Raw genomic sequence first — 16,714 nt, forward strand, 5'->3', positions numbered from 1 at the left:
CTGGTTCCTGCGCAGCGATTTTGACAACGTTGTCTGATGCGCAGGGAGGGTTTTCGCACATGCAGCGGAGAGTTCGACACAGATGGGGCCCGGCGGTCGTGATCACGACCGCCTTCGTTCTGGCGGCGGGTTCGCAGGGGGCCGCGGTCGCCCTGCCCGCCAAGGCACCGGCCGCCGACCGGGAGTTCGCTTCCTCGTTCGAGGCGAACGATCCGGCGCCGGACTGGCTGAGCACGGTCGACACGACACCGGACGGCGCCAAGCGCGCCTCGGGCGTCGACGGCGGCTACACCACCGGCATCCCCGGCAACGTCAACGACCACGTCACCGGCGTGCGCGCGAGCGCCGAGAACACCGACGGCGGTGAAGTCAAGGAGAACCTCGCCGACGGCGACCCGAGCACCAAGTGGCTGGCCTTCGAGCCGACCGGCTGGGTCGAGTTCGACCTGGACAAGCCGATCAAGCTGGTGACCTACGCCCTCACGTCGGCGAACGACTCCGCCGAACGCGACCCGAAGGACTGGACCCTCCAGGGTTCCACCGACGGCAAGGACTGGAAGACGCTCGACACCCGCTCCGGCGAGACGTTCCCGCAGCGGTTCCAGACCAAGTCGTACGACCTCGCCGAGCCGGCCGAGTACCAGCACTTCCGGCTCGACGTGACGAAGAACAACGGCGCTTCGGGCATCCTCCAGCTGGCGGACGTCCAGTTCTCGACCGGTGACAGCGGAGCCCCGGTGCCGCAGGACATGGTCACGCTGGTCGACCGCGGCCCGACCAGCTCGCCGACCGCGAAGGCGGGCGCGGGCTTCACCGGCACGCGGGCCCTCAGGTACGCGGGCCGGCACACCGCGGACGGACGCGGTTACTCGTACAACAAGATCTTCGACGTGAACACGAAGGTCGACCGCGACACCCAGCTGTCGTACCGCATCTTCCCGTCCATGGCCGACGGTGACCGCGACTACGACGCCACCAACGTCTCCGTCGACCTGGCCTTCACGGACGGCACCTACCTGAGCGGCCTGGGCGCGATCGACCAGCACGGCTTCGGTCTCACGCCGCAGGCGCAGGGCGCCTCCAAGGCGCTGTACGTCAACCAGTGGAACAACGTGGAGTCGCGGATCGGTTCGGTCGCGGCGGGCAAGACCATCGACCGCATAGTGCTGGCCTACGACTCCCCCAAGGGCCCGGCGAAGTTCCGCGGCTGGCTGGACGACGTCTCGGTCAAGCAGGTGGCCCCCGAGAAGCCCAAGGCGCACCTGTCCGACTACGCGCTGACCACCCGCGGCACCAACTCCAGCGGCAGCTTCTCGCGCGGCAACAACTTCCCCGCGACCGCGGTCCCGAACGGCTTCAATTTCTGGACCCCGGTGACCAACGCGTCCTCGCTCAGCTGGCTGTACGAGTACGCGAAGGCCAACAACGCGGACAACCTGCCGACGATCCAGGCGTTCAGCGCGAGCCACGAGCCGAGCCCCTGGATGGGTGACCGGCAGACCTTCCAGGTGATGCCGTCCGTCGCGTCCGGCACCCCGGACACCGGCCGCGAGGCGCGTGAGCTGGCCTTCCGGCACGAGAACGAGACCGCCCGGCCGTACTACTACGGGGTCAAGTTCGAGAACGGCCTGAAGGCCGAGATGGCCCCGACCGACCACGCGGCGACGATGCGCTTCACCTTCCCCGGTGACGACGCGAGCGTGCTGTTCGACAACGTGACGGACCAGGCGGGCCTCACGCTCGACAAGGCGAGCGGGACCTTCAGCGGCTACTCGGACGTCAAGTCCGGGCTGTCGGCCGGCGCCACCCGGATGTTCGTGTACGGCGAGTTCGACAAGCCGGTGACGGACGGCTCGTCGAGCGGCGTCAAGGGCTACCTGAAGTTCGACGCGGGTGCCGACCGCACCGTCACGCTCCGCATCGCCACCTCGCTGATCAGCGTCGACCAGGCCAAGGACAACCTGCGCCAGGAGATCCCGGCCGGCGCGTCCTTCGACACCGTCAAGCGCCAGGCCCAGCAAGCCTGGGACAAGGTGCTCGGCAAGGTCGAGGTCGAGGGCGCCACGCCGGACCAGCTGACGACGCTGTACTCCAGCCTGTACCGGCTGTACCTGTACCCCAACTCGGCCTTCGAGAAGGTCGGTTCGAAGTACCAGTACGCCTCCCCCTTCTCCGCCAAGACGGGCCAGGACACCCCGACCAGGACCGGCGCGAAGATCGTCGACGGCAAGGTGTACGTCAACAACGGCTTCTGGGACACCTACCGGACGACCTGGCCCGCGTACTCCTTCCTGACGCCCGGCAAGGCGGGCGAGATGGTCGACGGGTTCGTGCAGCAGTACAAGGACGGCGGCTGGACGTCCCGCTGGTCCTCCCCCGGCTACGCGGACCTGATGACCGGCACCTCCTCGGACGTGGCCTTCGCGGACGCGATGGTCAAGGGCGTCGACTTCGACGCCAAGGCGGCCTACGACGCGGCCGTGAAGAACGCGACGGTGGTGCCGCCGTCCTCCGGCGTCGGCCGCAAGGGCATGGCGACCTCGCCGTTCCTCGGGTACACCAGCACCGACACCGGTGAGGGCCTGTCCTGGGCGATGGAGGGCTACGTCAACGACTACGGCGTCGCCCAGATGGGCCAGGCCCTGTACAAGAAGACGGGCGAGAAGCACTACAAGGAGGAGTCGGAGTACTTCCTCAACCGCGCCCAGGACTACGTGAACCTCTTCGACCCCCGGGTGGACTTCTTCCAGGGCAAGGACGCCAAGGGCAACTGGCGCTGGGACCCGTCCACGTACGACCCGCGCGTGTGGGGCTACGACTACACGGAGACCAACGGCTGGGGCTACGCCTTCACCGCCCCGCAGGACAGCAAGGGTCTGGCGAACCTGTACGGCGGGCAGAAGGGGCTCGGGGACAAGCTCGACGAGTACTTCTCCACCCCGGAGACCGCCTCGTCCGACGTCGTCGGCTCCTACGGCGGTGTCATCCACGAGATGACCGAGGCCCGGGACGTGCGGATGGGTGAGTACGGGCACTCCAACCAGGTCGCCCACCACGCCCTTTACATGTACGACGCGGCCGGGCAGCCCTGGAAGACCCAGCAGAACGTCCGTGAGGCGCTCTCCCGCCTGTACACCGGCAGCGAGATCGGGCAGGGCTACCCGGGCGACGAGGACAACGGCGAGATGTCCGGCTGGTACTTCTTCTCGGCGCTCGGCTTCTACCCGCTGGTCATGGGCAGCGGCGACTACAGCATCGGCTCCCCGCTGTTCAAGAAGGTCACGGTCCACCTGGACAACGGCCGGGACCTGGTGGTCAACGCTCCGAAGAACAGCTCGAAGAACGTCTATGTCCAGGGCGTCAAGGTCAACGGAAAGACCTGGACGTCGACGTCGCTGCCGAACTCGGTGCTGGAGAAGGGCGGCGTGGTCACCTTCGACATGGGCTCCAAGCCGTCCTCGTGGGGTACGGGCAAGGACGCGGCCCCGGTCTCCATCACCAAGGACGACAAGGTGCCGACGCCGCGCGCGGACGTGCTGAAGGGCGTGGGCCCGCTGTTCGACAACACGTCGGCGACGGAGGCGGCGGTCAGCTCCGTGGACCTGCCGGTGGACAGCGCCACCAAGGCGGTCCAGTACACGCTGACCTCGTCCAAGGACCGCACGAAGGCGCCGACCGGCTGGACCCTCCAGGGCTCCACGGACGGCACGACGTGGCAGACCCTGGACAAGCGGTCCGGCGAGTCGTTCTCCTGGGACCGGCAGACCCGGCCGTTCACGATCTCCGCGCCGGGCTCGTACACCCAGTACCGCCTGGTCCTGGACGGCGAGTCGACGCTGGCGGAGGTGGAACTGCTGGCGTGACGGACGTGCTCGTCACCCGGGACTGATCCCGTGAGCACGACGACGAACCGAGAGGGCCCGCCGGTCTTGTCCGGCGGGCCCTCTTGTCCTGTTCCGAGCACGGTCTCCTCGCCCCGACGGTCCGTCCCGGCGTCACAGGCTCTCCGCTCACTCCTTGGTCGCGCCGGCGAGCATCCCGGAGACCAGGGTGCGCTGGGAGAAGAGGAAGAGGACCAGGACGGGCAGGATGGCGATGATGATGGCGAGGGCCAGCTCCGGAATGGTGATGTTCAGGCCCGCGCCCGCCACCGGGTTGAACGACGGCGTGGACGTCAGGAGCTGGTTCAGACCGACCTGGATGGGGAACTCGTCGCTGTTCGGCAGCACCAGGTAGGGCAGGAAGAAGTTGTTCCAGTTCCCCACGAAGCTGAAGAAGGCGACGAGTCCGATGACCGGCTTGGCCAGCGGAAGCGCGATCCGCAGGAACAGCTGCCATTCGGTGCAGCCGTCGATGCGGGCCGCGGCGAGCAGGTCGCGGGGCAGGCTCGTGGCAAAGTAGATGTACACCAGGTACACCCCGAACGGGTAGAACGAGAACGGCAGGATCACCGACCAGACCGTGCCGATCAGGTGGAACTTGTTCAGTTCGAGGAAGACCGGCAGGACCAGCGTGGCCGACGGCATGATCATCGTCACGAGGGTGACCGCGAGCAGCGTCTTGCGGCCGCGGAACTTGGTCAGAGCCAGCGCGTAACCGGCCGGAACGCTGGTGAGCAGGGTCAGGACGAGGGAACCGCCCGAGTAGACGGCCGAGTTGCGCAGCCAGAGAAGGACGGCGCCGTCCTCGAAGGAGAACAGGTGCCGCCAGGCTTCGCCGATCCGGCCGAAGGAGCCGAAGGACAGCGGGTTGTCGTGGACGATCTGCCCGGCCGTCTTGCTCGGGGCCAGCAGCAGCCAGACGACGGGCAGCACGAAGAACACCAGCAGGGCGGCGAGCAGCAGGCCGACGACGAGTGCGGAGACGGCCCGCGAGGGCGTGGTACGGGAGCGCGGAAGCGCGGAGGGCAGGGTCATTTCTCATCCAACGTGAACATGTTCGAGCGCCACACCAGGAGGCCCGCGCAGAGCAGGCCCAGCGCCAGGAGGAAGACGGAGATCGCGGCGGCGCCGTTGAAGTCGCCCTGCTGGAAGGCGTAGACGTAGGCGAGCTGGTTGGGTGACCAGGTCGGGCTGACCCTGCCCAGGCTGGCGGTCTGGAGCAGTTGCGGCTCGACGAACAGCTGGGTGCCGGCGGCGAAGGCGAGGATGGTCATGTAGGCGATCCACTGCCGGATCATCGGGATCTGGATGGACCAGGCGATGCGCCACGGGCCCGCGCCGTCGATCCGGGCCGCCTCGATCACCTCGTCGGAGATGTTGTTCAGCGCCCCGTACATGACGACCATCCAGCCCCCGGCGCCGGTCCAGAAGGCGATGAGCATGAAGATCATCGGGAGGTTGCCGGGGGCCAGGACGGCGGCGAAGCTGTCCATACCCAGTGCCTTCAGCAGCCAGGAGACCGGGCTCACGTCCGGGTCGAGCATGAACAGCCAGACCAGCACGCTGGCCACGCCCGCGAGCGCGCCGGGGATGTAGTACAGGAACCGCAGCAGCGCCGAGACCGAGGTCCGCAGGCGGCTGCGCAGGACGACGGCCGTCAGGACCGTCAGCACCACGAGGGTCACCAGCCAGAGCACCAGGTACACCAGGATGTGGCCGAACGCCGGCAGGAAACGGTAGTCCTGCACGACCCTGGTGAACTGGTTGAGTCCGGTGAACTGGCCCCGGTCGTTGGTGACGGCCAGGTAGAAGGCGTAGCAGGTGGGGAACACGCCGAAGGCGAGCAGCAGCAGCGTGTACCCGGCGACGAAGAAGTAGCCCGCGCGGCCGGCCCGCCGCCGCGGCGTGCTGCCGCGGCGGAGCGGGGCGGCGACGGCGACGGGCTGGGTGTCCAGCAGCGTCATCGGTCGGTCACCCGGTACCCGTTGGCCTTGGCCTGGTCGCCGATGGCCTTCTGCCAGGCCGGCAGGGTGGCCGTGAGCGTCTTGCCGCCGGTCAGGGCCGGCAGGACGACGCTGGACCAGGACGTCGCGTCGGAGAACCTGGTGTTGGACCAGCCCGTCCACACCTCGTCGGCCGCCTGCTGGAAGGGGCCGCTGACGTCTTCGGCGAAGTAGCTGCTGTTGGCCGGGTTGGCGAGCCAGGCCTTGGCGGCGGGCGCGTAGGCCGGGTAGGTGGGGGCCTTGGCCTGGTTCTCGTCCGACGTGGTCAGCCAGGTCACCAGGTCGGTCGACGCCTTGAGGTTGGTGCTGTGCGAGGAGACCATCCAGACGCCGCCGCCCACGTTGCCGGTGCTCGCGGTGGTCTCACCGGGCCAGGTCAGCGGCGCCGCCGCGGTGATCTGCCGGGCGGGCGTGTGGAAGGCGGTCTTGAACAGGTACTGGCCGTACCAGGACGGGCCGTAGGCCATCAGGACCTTCGAGCCGCTGTTCTTGGCGAAGCCCTGGCTGAAGAAGCCCTGGGTGGTGACGGCCTTGGCGGAGATCAGCTTGTCCAGGAGGGTCGCCATCCGGGTGCACTTGGGGTCCTTCAGGTCCACCCGCAGCGTGTCCGGTTCGGTCAGGCTGAAGGCCGGGCACTGGCCGGACCAGAAGTAGGACTCGTGGGAGTTGGTGTCACCGACGGAGCCGACGAGGTAGCCGGGATGCTCCTTGGCGACCTTCAGGCCGAGGGCCTCGTACTCGGCCCAGGTGGTGGGGGGCTGGTAGCCCCACTTGTCCATGAGGGGCTTGTTGTACCAGAGGACGACCTGCGCGATGTCGTTGCGCAGGCAGTAGGTGTGTCCGTTGAACTGGCACGGCGCGAGCGAACCCTTGGCGAAGCCGCCCAGGGTGTTCTCGGGGACCAGCTTGTCGTCCAGCGGCGCGGCGAAGGGGGTGGCGCCGGGCTTGGTGGGGGCGGACGCCCAGGTGACGTCGGTGGGCGAGCCGAAGACGACATCGGGCCAGCCCTCGCCGGTACGGTCGAACAGCTGCACCTTCGACTGCAGATAGGTCGAGCCGTCGGCGCCGCCGTCGTAGGTGACGATCTTCATCTTCACGTCCGGGTGCGACTTCTGGTACGCCTGCACCGACGGCAGGCGCGTGGAGTCGGTCCAGACGGTGATCTGCGAGCCGGCCTTCTGGGCGACGGGCTCGAACGCGGTGGTGCCGCCCTTGGCGGCCGATCCGGCGGACGGGTCGGCGCTGGCGCAGCCGGCCAGCAGGGTGACGGCCGTCAGGGCAGCTCCCGCGGCCAGGGCGCGTACCGTTCGGGCACCCGGGCCGGTTCTGGAGAAGCGGGAAGACGTCATCGTCTTGCCTTTCGTGGTTCGGGATGGTGCGGGTGGGGCGCGGGGGGTCAGTGGGGGTCGGCGAGGCTCAGCGGGGCTGTTCCACGAACCTCTTGAGTTCGTTGCCGTAGCCGAAGTCGAGGGGCAGGGCGATGCCCGGCCCGGTGGGTGCGTGCACCAGTCCGTGCTCGTCGACGTGCCGCTCACGGACGACGGTGGTGGCGGTGACCAGGGACTCGTAGTAGGTGGTGTTGGAGATGGCCATGCACAGGTGCTGGTTGGGGATGTCGGAGCCGTGCACCTCGGCCCGCAGCCGGAAGGCGTCGGCCAGATGGGCGGTGCGCATGGCTCCGGTGATGCCGCCGCGCAGCGTGGTGCCGGCCCGCACTCCGAAGGTGGCGGCACCGGCCTTGATGAAGTCGGCGGAGTTCATGTGGGCGCCGTCGGAGGTCTCGGCGACCAGCAGCGGTACGGAGACGGCTTCGGCGAGTCGCTGGTAGGCGCTGATGCTGAACTCGCGCATCGGCTCCTCGTACCAGAGGTAGTCCGCCTCGGACAGGGCGCGGCCCAGGTAGATGGCGTCGGGCAGGTCGAAGCCGGCCGAGCCGTCGTACATCAGCGGGACGTCCGGGCCGACGTGGTCACGCAGGGCCTGGCACAGGGCGGCGTCCCGGCGGGCGTCGCCCCAGGCGTGCAGTTTGATGCCGCGGTAGCCGAGTGCCAGGCTCTGGTCGGCGACGGAGAGGAACTCCTCGGTGGTGGCGAAGGTGGAGGTGGAGGCGTAGGCGGGGATGGCGTCGCGGAAGCCGCCGAGCAGTTGCCACACCGGCCGGTCGTGCACCCGCCCCGCCAGGTCCCACAGCGCCACGTCGATCAGGCCCAGGGTGGGCAGCGGCAGTTCGTGGATCCGGTCGAGTTCCCAGACGCGGTGCCAGAGCCATTCGCGCCGGAAGGGGTCGGCTCCGAGGAGTTCGTCCCGGAAGACGCGGTCGACCAGGTCCCGCAGGGTGACGGCCGCTCCCGGCCGGGCGAACACCGCCACCCCCTCGGCGCCTTCGTCGGTGCCGATGTGCAGGACCGCGCCGTCGCCCACCGATGGGCTGCCGCTCAGCCCGTCCCGCCAGGAGAAGGGCGGGTCGGCCGCGGGGACGTCGATCGGATGGACTTCGACATGTGTGATCTTCATGATCGCTTTCTGTTCCTGTGGTGGAGCGGGCCCGGCCGGGAGAAGGCCCGTGCGCCGGCGTCGCGACGGGGCGGACGTTGCCTGTCGGGGCGCTAGAAGCCGCCGTAGGCCCGCAGTTCGTAGACGCTGCCGCCGTTCCAGCTCGAACCCGTGACGGTCAGCCGCAGGTAGCGGGCGTCGACCGGGGTGTCAGCGAAGGAGTAGGCGGTCTGCGCGGTGGTGCGGGCGGCCGTGTGGTCGTCGAACGTCGACCAGGCGACGCCGTCGGCCGAGTACTCCAGGAGGTACTGGTAGCCGCTGGGCTTCTCGAACGTCGTCGCCACGCTGGAGACGGACGTCACCTTGCCCAGGTCGACCTGGATCCAGGACGGGTCGGGCAGTCCGAGACCCTGCGCCCAGCGGGTGGACAGGTCACCGTCGACCGCCAGTTCGGGGGTGTTGGGATCCGAGTAGGAGGACACCGTCACCGGCTTGTGCAGCGCCAGGTCGTCGTCGGCCGGCATGGTGACCGTGGCCGCGGGGCTGGGCTCGGAGGCGTTGAGCACCGCGTCCCTCGCCACGACGGTGAACGTGTACTCCTTCTGCGGGGACAGGTCGCCGACCCGCAGCCGGGTCTTGTCGGTGACGGCGATCCGCTTGCCGTCCTGGTAGACGGCGTAGCTGGTGACGCCCTGGTCGTCCGGTGCGGCCGGCCAGCTCACGTCGGCCATGCTGGGCAGCAGCGCGGTGGCGGTGGGCTGCCCCGGCGCGTCCGGCGCGGTGTGGTCGCCGCTCGGCGGCAGGGCGGTGCCGTAGACCTGGAGTTCGTAGAGGCTGCCGCCGTTGCCGCTGGAGCCGGTGACGGTCAGCCGGACGTAGCGGCCGTCGGTCTCCCGCTCGGCGGGAGAGTAGGTGGTCTGCGCGGTGGTGTCGCTGCCGGTGTGGTCGTCCAGCGTGGTCCAGTGCACCTCGTCGGGGGACACCTCGATGCGGTATTTGTAGCCGCTGGCCTTCTCGAAGGTGGTGATCGCGCCGGAGACGTCGTACTGCGCGCCGAGGTCGACCTGGATCCAGGACGGGTCGGGCAGTCCGAGACCCTGCGCCCAGCGGGTGGACAGGTCACCGTCCACCGCCAGTTCGGGGGTGTTGGGATCCGAGTAGGAGGACACCGTCACCGGCTTGTGCAGCGCCAGGTCGGCGCCGGAGGGCATGGTGACCGTCACCGGTGCGCCGGCCGGTGACTCGTTGCCCGCGGCGTCGCGGGCGGTCACGGTGAAGGTGTATGCCCGGCCGGGAGTCAGGTTCGGGATGCGCGCCGAGGTGCCCTTGGCGGCACTGGCGAGCTTGCCGTCCTGGTACACCGCGTAGCCGGTGACACCGGTGTCGTCGGTGGCCGCGGGCCAGGTCAGGTCCGCCACGGTGGGGAAGTCGGTGACGGCGCCGGGCTTGCCGGGGGCGCTCGGCGCGGTGCGGTCGCCGGGCTGCGGGTCGGGGTCGAGATGCCGGTACCGCGGCTGGAGGCCGGCGTTGTCGACGATCGACGCGGGAAGCTGCTCACAGCCGTCGACGGTGGTGTTGTTCAGGATCGTGTCGTCGGTGCTGTTGAACTGGGCGCTGAACTTCGGCGTCGTCGTGAAGTTGTAGTCGGCGGTGATGTCCATGCCGTGGTTGAGCAGCAGCCACTGGTAGGCGACGTCGCAGAAGGCGTTGTTCGTGGTGTGCCAGTAGCGGCTGCCTTCGTCCTGGTAGATCGCGCCGTAGGCGTGCTCGGGGACCTTGCGGATGTAGTTGCCGGAGACGACACCGCCCGGGTTGGCGCTGAGGGTGTAGATCGCGCCGCCGTCGGCCTGCGACTTCATGATGTCGCTGATCTCGTTGTCGGTGATCTCGTTGTCGCGTGCGGTGGTCGGGGTGTCCCAGACCGGTACGCCCGAGTTGCCGGGGTAGTTGCTGTCGCCGCCCTTGTCGGTCAGACCCCAGCCCCAGCCGACCGAGATGCCGCTGTAGGGCAGGTCGTAGACCTTGTTGTGGGTGATGACGGTGTGGTCGGTGTACCCGGCGAAGATGCCGAGCGACCCGTTGTACTGGTCGGCGACGTGGGTGACCACGTTGTTGTCGACCGTGTTGTCCTTGGTGATGTCGCGCGGGTCGTCCGGGTGCGCGTCGATGACATCGGTGCCGCCGACCTGGATGCCGGTCGACGCGATCTGCTGGAACACATTGCCGGTGATGTCGGTGCGCTGGGTGCCGGTGTTCAGGTTGAGGCCGACCGCGCCGAGGTGGGTGAAGGTGTTGCCCTCGAAGCCGATGTCGTGGCCGTGGCTGACGTTGACGGCGCCGGGCGTCTTGACCCACTTCAGCCGGGTGGAGTCGAAGGTCGGGTTGTCGTCGCCGACGATGCGGAAACCGGCCTGTCCCTCGATCAGCCCGTCGCTCGAACTCGGCGCGAGCCAGGTCGAGTAGGAGAAGGTGATGCCCTGGAAGGAGACGTCGGTGACCGGGTGGTCCTTGGTCCCGTTCAGGTCCACGAGGTCTTGGACCTTCGGCACCGTGACGGTCGCCTTCGACAGGTCCTGGCCCTGCTTGGGCATGTAGTAGAGGTCGCCCGCGCTCTTGTCGAGGTACCACTCCCCCGGGGTGTCCATCAGTTCCCGGGCGTTCTCCAGCCAGGTCGGGTTCTGGATCTCCTGGCCCTCGTGGAGGTTGGCGTTGTGGAAGCAGGGCTGCTGGATGGTCATGGTGGTGCCGGATATGGACTGCACGGGGCAGCGCATCAGCATCCAGCCCCAACTGCTGACGACCTCCATGTCGGACTGGTTCTTGTAGGCGTCCAGACTGGTGTCGGTGATCTTGTAACCGGTGGCGGTCTTGGTGAAGCCGGGCGGATTCTGCCGGCCGCGGGCGCGGGTCTCCAGCTCGCCGTCGACGTACAGCTGGCGGGTGTCGAGATCGCCCACGTGCGCCTTGTACACCTGGTGGGAGGCGTCGAGGGGGGTCCAGCCGGTGACCTGCTCGCCGCCGCTGACCACGGGACGGGCGCCGGGTGCCGCCTCGTAGACGATGCGGTGGCCGTTCGTCCCCGAGTCCCGGGCGGTCAGGGTGAAGGTGCCGGTCAGCCGGTAGGTGCCGGACAGCAGCTCGACGTGGATGTCGCGGTGCATGTCGCGGTTGATGCCGCGGACGTGGTCGCGGGCGTGCTCAAGCGTCCGGAACGGCTGCTTGGCGCTGCCCGGTCCGTTGTCGCGGCCGTGGTCGGGTGAGACGTAGAGCTTCAGCGGGGGCGGGCCCTGGTCGGCGGCCGCCTGGGCCTGGACGGCGCTCAGCGGCAGCGCGGCCGCGGCCAGCGAGAGGACCGCGAGCACGCTTCTGCGTCGTGCACGACGGGGACGGGGTGGAGACATGGACATGGGAATCCAATCGCCTGTGCGATGAAGGGAGTGGACGGCCCGGGACTTCACCGGGCCGTCCAGGCAATGGACGGCTCATTCCTCGGACACCCCGCCGGTGGCCTCGGTTCAGGAGGCGGAGGTCGCCGGCGGGGTGGTCTCGGTGGGGCCGACGCCGTCCGAGGGACCGGACGTGCCGGGGGCGTCGGCGTGGGGGGTGACGTTGAACAGCCGGTCACGGATCCGGCGCTCGAACTGGTGCCGGGTGGTGGCGATGTGCTCGTTCATCAGCTCGGCGGCCCGGTCCGGGTCTCCGGAGGCGATGGCTTCGGCGATGGCCAGGTGCTGGCGGCCCGCCACTTCCAGGGAACCGGGTGTGTCGCCGTGGAAGAGGAGCACGTCGGACTGGGCGGCCAGGCGCCGGACGTTGGCGACGCTGGACCGCAGGAAGACGTTGTGGGCGGCGACGCCGACGGCGTCGTGGAACAGTTTGTCGGCCGCGGCGAAGGCGTCGGCGTCGCCTCCCCGGCCCGACTCCAGGGAGCGTTCGGCGCCGTCCCGGATGTCCCGCACCTCGATCGGGGTCGCCTGGCCCGCCGCCCGGCGCGCGGTCTCGGACTCGATCAGCGTGCGGTAGTCGAGGAGCATGAGCACGTGCTCCATGCTGGTCGGCTGGAAGTGTGTCAGATGGTCGTCGGCCAGGCCGCCGGGTGACTCGGCGACGAAGATGCCGGCGCCGCGCCGCACGCTCAACCGCCCGAGAGCCGCCAGCACCTTGACCGCTTCACGGGTGACGTTGCGCGAGGTGCCGAGGATCTCCGCGAGCCCGGCTTCCGTGGGCAGGCGGTCACCGGGGTGCAGGTCCTGCTCGCCGATGTAACCGAGGAGCTGCTCGGCGACCAGTTCGTATCCCGGCCGGTAACGCCTGGTCGCTGCGCCGTCTTTGGCCGAGACCTTGCGCTGTTCTGACACGGGAACCGACCTCCGGAAGCGATGAATCAGACTCATTTGCCGGGTCACTATGACACTGCGGTGGTCACCGGGCAAGAGTCTGACTCATCGATATCCCTGCGGCTCCCGGACGTTGGGCGAGCGCGGGGAGACTTTACCGATAAAACAGGGCATCCAGCGCGCTCTTGTCTTGCACACAGCGGCGAGAGCTGCCTATGGTCCGTCCGGTCCGGTCAACCCCGGACGTCAAATGAGTCTGATTACTTGAGGCGTGTTCTGGCCGCCCGACAGCGAGGCGGCGGCAGGACGAGACCGGCGCGACGGACCCGTGTTCCCGGACTGGGCCGGGCCCCGTCCCGCCGCGGTCTCGCGCCCTGATGACCTTGCGGAACCCGCCCCGTGTGAGGAGCCATCGTGCAGTTGGAGTACGACATCCCCGTCCGGCGACCGGCCCCGACCGGGCGGAGCTGACATGGCAGCCTTCGACGGCCTGACCGCACTGGTCACCGGCGGCGCCTCCGGCATCGGACTCGCCACCGCACGCCGGCTGCTGGCCGAGGGCGCGCGCGTCGCCGTACTGGACCCGCAGGCCCCGCCGGTCGACGGGATGGTCCACGTACGGGGCGATGTGCGCGACGACGCCTCGGTGACCGCGGCCACCGGATCGGCCGTGAAGTCGCTCGGCGGGCTGGACATCCTGGTCAACAACGCCGGCATCGGGGCCCAGGGCCGCGTGGAGGACAACCCGGACGACGAATGGCACCGGGTGCTGGACGTCAATGTGGTCGGCCTGGTGCGGGTCACCCGGGCCGTGCTGCCCCAGTTGCGCGCCTCCCGGCACGCGGCCGTCGTCAACGTCGCCTCCATCGCGGCGACGGCCGGTCTGCCCGGCCGCGCCCTGTACTCGGCCAGCAAGGGCGCGGTGCTGTCACTGACCCTCGCCATGGCGGCCGACCTGGTGGCCGACGGGATCCGGGTCAACGCCGTGAACCCGGGGACGGTCGACACCCCTTGGGTGACCCGGCTGCTGGAGAAGGCGGACGATCCGGAGCGGGAGCGCGCCGCCCTGTCCGCGTGGCAGCCGCACGGACGGCTGGTGACCGCGGACGAGGTGGCCGACGCCGTCTGCGCCCTCGCCTCCCCGGGCGCCTCCTCCGTCACCGGCACCGCGCTGGCCGTCGACGGCGGCATGGCCGGTCTGAGGCTGCGGGCGAAGGGCTGACAAAAACCGCCGGACTGACAAGGATCGACCAGAACCGGAGACCGAGAACCGGGGACCGAGAACCGGAGACCGAGAACCGGGGACCGATTACCCGGGGACCGGAGCCCGGATGCCGGGACCGAGGACTTAGGAATGAGGAGTCAGGACATGCAACGCTTCGCGACGGTCATCCGGCTGAAGCCGGAGAAGGAAGAGGAATACCGCCGTCTGCACGCCGCCGCCTGGCCCGGAGTGCTGGCGGCCCTCAAACGGGCCCACATCGGCAACTACTCCATCTTCCTGAGGGACGGCCTGCTGTTCAGCTACCTGGAGTACAGCGGCGACAACTACGCCGAGGACACCGCCGCCATCGCCGAGGACCCGGACACCCGTGCCTGGTGGGCCCTCACCGATCCCTGCCAGCAGCCCCTGGACAGCGCCGCCGAAGGCGAGTGGTGGGTCCCGGCGGAGGAGGTCTTCCACCTCGACTGACGCGGACGCCGCCGAGCCGGGACCGGCGGACCCCACTGCCGCGGGCCGCCCGGACGGCACCGGCCCGCCGGCCACCGAGCGTGTTTCGAAAGTCCCGCCGGGGCCGACGCCACTGTCGAAACACGCCCCAGTCCGCCCCCCAAGACACAAGGGACCGAGTGTGCGCATCGACGCTCATCACCACCTGTGGGACCTCGACGTACGCGACCAGCCGTGGACCCACCCGATCCCCGTCCTGCACCGCAGCTTCACCATGGACGACCTACGCCCCCTGCTGCACCGGGCGGCCATCGACGCCACCGTGGTCGTGCAGACCGTCCCGGTCGCCGAGGAGACCCCCGAACTCCTCTCGCTGGCCGCGCGGGACCCGCACGTGAGTGCCGTCGTCGGCTGGACCGACCTGACCGACCCCGCGATCACCGACCGCCTGGCCGAACTGCGCGAACATCCGGGCGGCGCGGCCCTCGCCGGCATCCGCCACGGCGTCCAGGACGAACCGGACCCACGGTGGCTGGACCGTAAGGACGCCCGGCGCGGCCTGGCGGCCGTCGGCGCGGCCGGCCTCGTCTACGACCTGCTCGTCCGCCCCGACCAACTGAGCGCGGCCGTACGGACCGTAACCCAACTGCCCGAGGTGCGCTTCGTCCTGGACCACGTGGGCAACCCGGAGGTCGAACCGGGCGGCCTGGAACCCTGGACGGCCCTCATGACCCGGCTCGGCCACTGCGACAACGTCGCCGTCAAGCTCTCCGGACTGGTCACCCGCGCCCCGGCGCCCCACGCACCCGCCCTGCGCCGCCACGCCGACGTGCTCCTGGAGAAACTGGGCCCGGACCGGCTGATGTTCGGATCCGACTGGCCGGTCTGCCTGCTCGCCGCCGGCTACGGCGACACCCTCGCCGTCGCCCAGACCCTCACGGCGGCGCTCAGCCCCGACGAGAGCGCCGAGGTGTACGGCGGGACCGCGGCACGCTGGTACGGACTGGTCGCATGAACCGGCGCACGATCGGCCGCACCCCGGTGCGCGTCGGCGAACTCGGCTTCGGCGCCGCTCCGTTGGGCAACCTCTACTCCGCCGTCGACGACGCCACGGCCGACGCCACGATCGAGGCCGCGTGGGCGGCGGGAGTACGCCACTTCGACACCGCTCCGCACTACGGCCTGGGCCTGTCCGAACGCCGGCTGGGCCGGGCACTCGCGGGACGGCCGCGCGACCGGTTCACGCTCTCCACGAAGGTCGGCCGGCTCCTGGCGACGAACCCGCACCCCACCGGGTCCGATCTGGCGGCGGGCGGCTTCGACGTCCCCGACACCTCGGTCCGGCGGCCCGACTACTCCCGGGACGGCGTCCTGCGCAGCCTGGAGGCGAGCCGGGCGCGGCTCGGCGTGGACCGCATCGACATCGTCTACGTCCATGACCCGGACGAACACATGGACACCGCGGTCGACCAGGCCGTCCCCGCCCTGGTCGAACTGCGCGAGCAAGGCGTCATCGGCGCCGTCGGCGTCGGCATGAACTCCGTCCCGCCACTGCTGCGCTTCGTCACCGAGACGGACGTGGACGTGGTGATGGTGGCCGGCCGCTGGACCCTCGCCGACCGGACCGCGCTGCCGCTCCTGGCCGCGTGCGCGGACCGAGGGGTGTCCGCGGTCGCCGCGGCGCCTTTCAACTCCGGGCTCCTCAGCAGCCCCTCCCCCGCGGACGGGGCGTACTTCGACTACCGGCCCGCCCCCGCCGACCTGCTCACGCGGGCCCGCGCCCTGGCCGATGTCTGCCGCCGGCATGGCACGGTACTGCCCCACGCGGCCCTCCGCTTCCCGCTGCGGCACCCGGTCGTGGCAAGTGTCGTAGCCGGCTTCCGAACACCGGAGGAAGTCCGCTCCGCGGCCAAGTGGACGGCACGGGACCTGCCCTCCCGGGCCTGGGCGGAACTGGAGGCGGTCATCACCGGCGAGGCGGCGGAGCCCGCGGCGGAACAGGCGGGCGAGAACACGGCGTCTTGAGCCCGGTGCGGTGGTGGCCGTCGGGGAGCCGGCGGCCGGGATCCAATAGCCGGGGGCCGGGGATCCGGCGCCCTGACCAGCGCTGTCCCCCCGGCCGAACCGGCCGGGCGCCGCACCGGCGGACGCCGCGGGCGCGGCAGTGCCGGCCACCGCGTCCGTGGCCGGCAGCCGTCAGTGACGTCGCGTCAGTCCACTCCGGATCCGCCAGGGTCATCCGACCGGGGTACCCCAACTGGGTTGACATCGTTGTCGGTTGAGGCGGTAAAGTCGCGTGAAGGCGAGTCGACAACGTTGTCGCATCTC

The 16,714-nt window shown here is 69.8% G+C and carries 11 protein-coding genes; 5 read left to right on the top strand and 6 right to left on the bottom strand.

The window, feature by feature from the left end; genetic code table 11:
* The first annotated feature begins 59 nt into the window (after positions 1–59).
* Positions 60–3,863: a GH92 family glycosyl hydrolase gene (locus ACFY2B_RS11055; RefSeq protein WP_390762848.1), complete on the top strand. Its 3,804-nt coding sequence runs from the start codon at positions 60–62 to the stop codon at positions 3,861–3,863.
* Between the two features lie 147 nt (positions 3,864–4,010).
* Here ACFY2B_RS11055 and ACFY2B_RS11060 read toward each other — a convergent pair whose 3' ends face one another.
* From ACFY2B_RS11060 to ACFY2B_RS11085, 6 genes are all read right to left on the bottom strand, one after another.
* Positions 4,011–4,916, bottom strand: coding sequence for a carbohydrate ABC transporter permease (locus tag ACFY2B_RS11060; protein WP_390762849.1), 906 nt, complete (start codon positions 4,914–4,916; stop codon positions 4,011–4,013).
* Positions 4,913–5,845 (bottom strand): carbohydrate ABC transporter permease, encoded by a 933-nt coding sequence (locus ACFY2B_RS11065; RefSeq protein ID WP_390762850.1) that lies wholly within the window; start codon positions 5,843–5,845, stop codon positions 4,913–4,915. Before ACFY2B_RS11065 ends, ACFY2B_RS11060 begins: the two co-directional genes overlap by 4 nt.
* The gene (locus ACFY2B_RS11070) at positions 5,842–7,233 is read right to left on the bottom strand and encodes an ABC transporter substrate-binding protein (RefSeq protein WP_390762851.1); all 1,392 of its coding nucleotides are present in this window, start codon (positions 7,231–7,233) and stop codon (positions 5,842–5,844) included. Before ACFY2B_RS11070 ends, ACFY2B_RS11065 begins: the two co-directional genes overlap by 4 nt.
* Positions 7,234–7,300: 67 nt before the next feature.
* Entirely contained in the window at positions 7,301–8,398 is a 1,098-nt protein-coding gene (locus tag ACFY2B_RS11075) for an enolase C-terminal domain-like protein (RefSeq protein WP_390762852.1), read from the bottom strand.
* Between the two features lie 92 nt (positions 8,399–8,490).
* Positions 8,491–11,784, bottom strand: coding sequence for a discoidin domain-containing protein (locus tag ACFY2B_RS11080; protein WP_390762853.1), 3,294 nt, complete (start codon positions 11,782–11,784; stop codon positions 8,491–8,493).
* A 108-nt stretch (positions 11,785–11,892) separates the two neighbouring features.
* Positions 11,893–12,735: a FadR/GntR family transcriptional regulator gene (locus ACFY2B_RS11085; RefSeq protein ID WP_390762854.1), complete on the bottom strand. Its 843-nt coding sequence runs from the start codon at positions 12,733–12,735 to the stop codon at positions 11,893–11,895.
* A 451-nt stretch (positions 12,736–13,186) separates the two neighbouring features.
* Here ACFY2B_RS11085 and ACFY2B_RS11090 point away from each other — a divergent pair, with 451 nt between their 5' ends.
* From ACFY2B_RS11090 to ACFY2B_RS11105, 4 genes are all read left to right on the top strand, one after another.
* Positions 13,187–13,936 carry an SDR family NAD(P)-dependent oxidoreductase gene (locus ACFY2B_RS11090; protein ID WP_390762855.1) on the top strand — a complete coding sequence of 250 codons (750 nt, stop codon included), beginning with the start codon at positions 13,187–13,189 and terminating at the stop codon, positions 13,934–13,936.
* Positions 13,937–14,083: 147 nt separating this feature from the next.
* Positions 14,084–14,407, top strand: a complete 324-nt coding sequence (locus ACFY2B_RS11095; RefSeq protein ID WP_390762856.1) for an L-rhamnose mutarotase — start codon at positions 14,084–14,086, stop codon at positions 14,405–14,407.
* Between the two features lie 160 nt (positions 14,408–14,567).
* On the top strand, positions 14,568–15,401 hold the full coding sequence (locus ACFY2B_RS11100; RefSeq protein WP_390762857.1) for an amidohydrolase family protein: 834 nt from the start codon (positions 14,568–14,570) through the stop codon (positions 15,399–15,401).
* Positions 15,398–16,411, top strand: a complete 1,014-nt coding sequence (locus ACFY2B_RS11105) for an aldo/keto reductase (protein ID WP_390762858.1) — start codon at positions 15,398–15,400, stop codon at positions 16,409–16,411. Before ACFY2B_RS11100 ends, ACFY2B_RS11105 begins: the two co-directional genes overlap by 4 nt.
* The last annotated feature ends 303 nt before the right edge of the window (positions 16,412–16,714 follow it).

Origin of the sequence: Streptomyces sp. NPDC001270 (genome assembly GCF_042896695.1) — a bacterium.
In the GTDB taxonomy this organism is placed as follows: Bacteria; Actinomycetota; Actinomycetes; order Streptomycetales; family Streptomycetaceae; genus Streptomyces.

Coding starts and splice junctions, on each gene's coding strand:
- ACFY2B_RS11095 (WP_390762856.1), top strand. CDS start 14,084: ATGCAACGCTTCGCGACGGTCATCCGGCTGAAGCCGGAGAAGGAAGAG.
- ACFY2B_RS11075 (WP_390762852.1), bottom strand. CDS start 8,398: ATGAAGATCACACATGTCGAAGTCCATCCGATCGACGTCCCCGCGGCC.
- ACFY2B_RS11060 (WP_390762849.1), bottom strand. CDS start 4,916: ATGACCCTGCCCTCCGCGCTTCCGCGCTCCCGTACCACGCCCTCGCGG.
- ACFY2B_RS11090 (WP_390762855.1), top strand. CDS start 13,187: ATGGCAGCCTTCGACGGCCTGACCGCACTGGTCACCGGCGGCGCCTCC.
- ACFY2B_RS11065 (WP_390762850.1), bottom strand. CDS start 5,845: ATGACGCTGCTGGACACCCAGCCCGTCGCCGTCGCCGCCCCGCTCCGC.
- ACFY2B_RS11070 (WP_390762851.1), bottom strand. CDS start 7,233: ATGACGTCTTCCCGCTTCTCCAGAACCGGCCCGGGTGCCCGAACGGTA.
- ACFY2B_RS11080 (WP_390762853.1), bottom strand. CDS start 11,784: ATGTCCATGTCTCCACCCCGTCCCCGTCGTGCACGACGCAGAAGCGTG.
- ACFY2B_RS11105 (WP_390762858.1), top strand. CDS start 15,398: ATGAACCGGCGCACGATCGGCCGCACCCCGGTGCGCGTCGGCGAACTC.
- ACFY2B_RS11055 (WP_390762848.1), top strand. CDS start 60: ATGCAGCGGAGAGTTCGACACAGATGGGGCCCGGCGGTCGTGATCACG.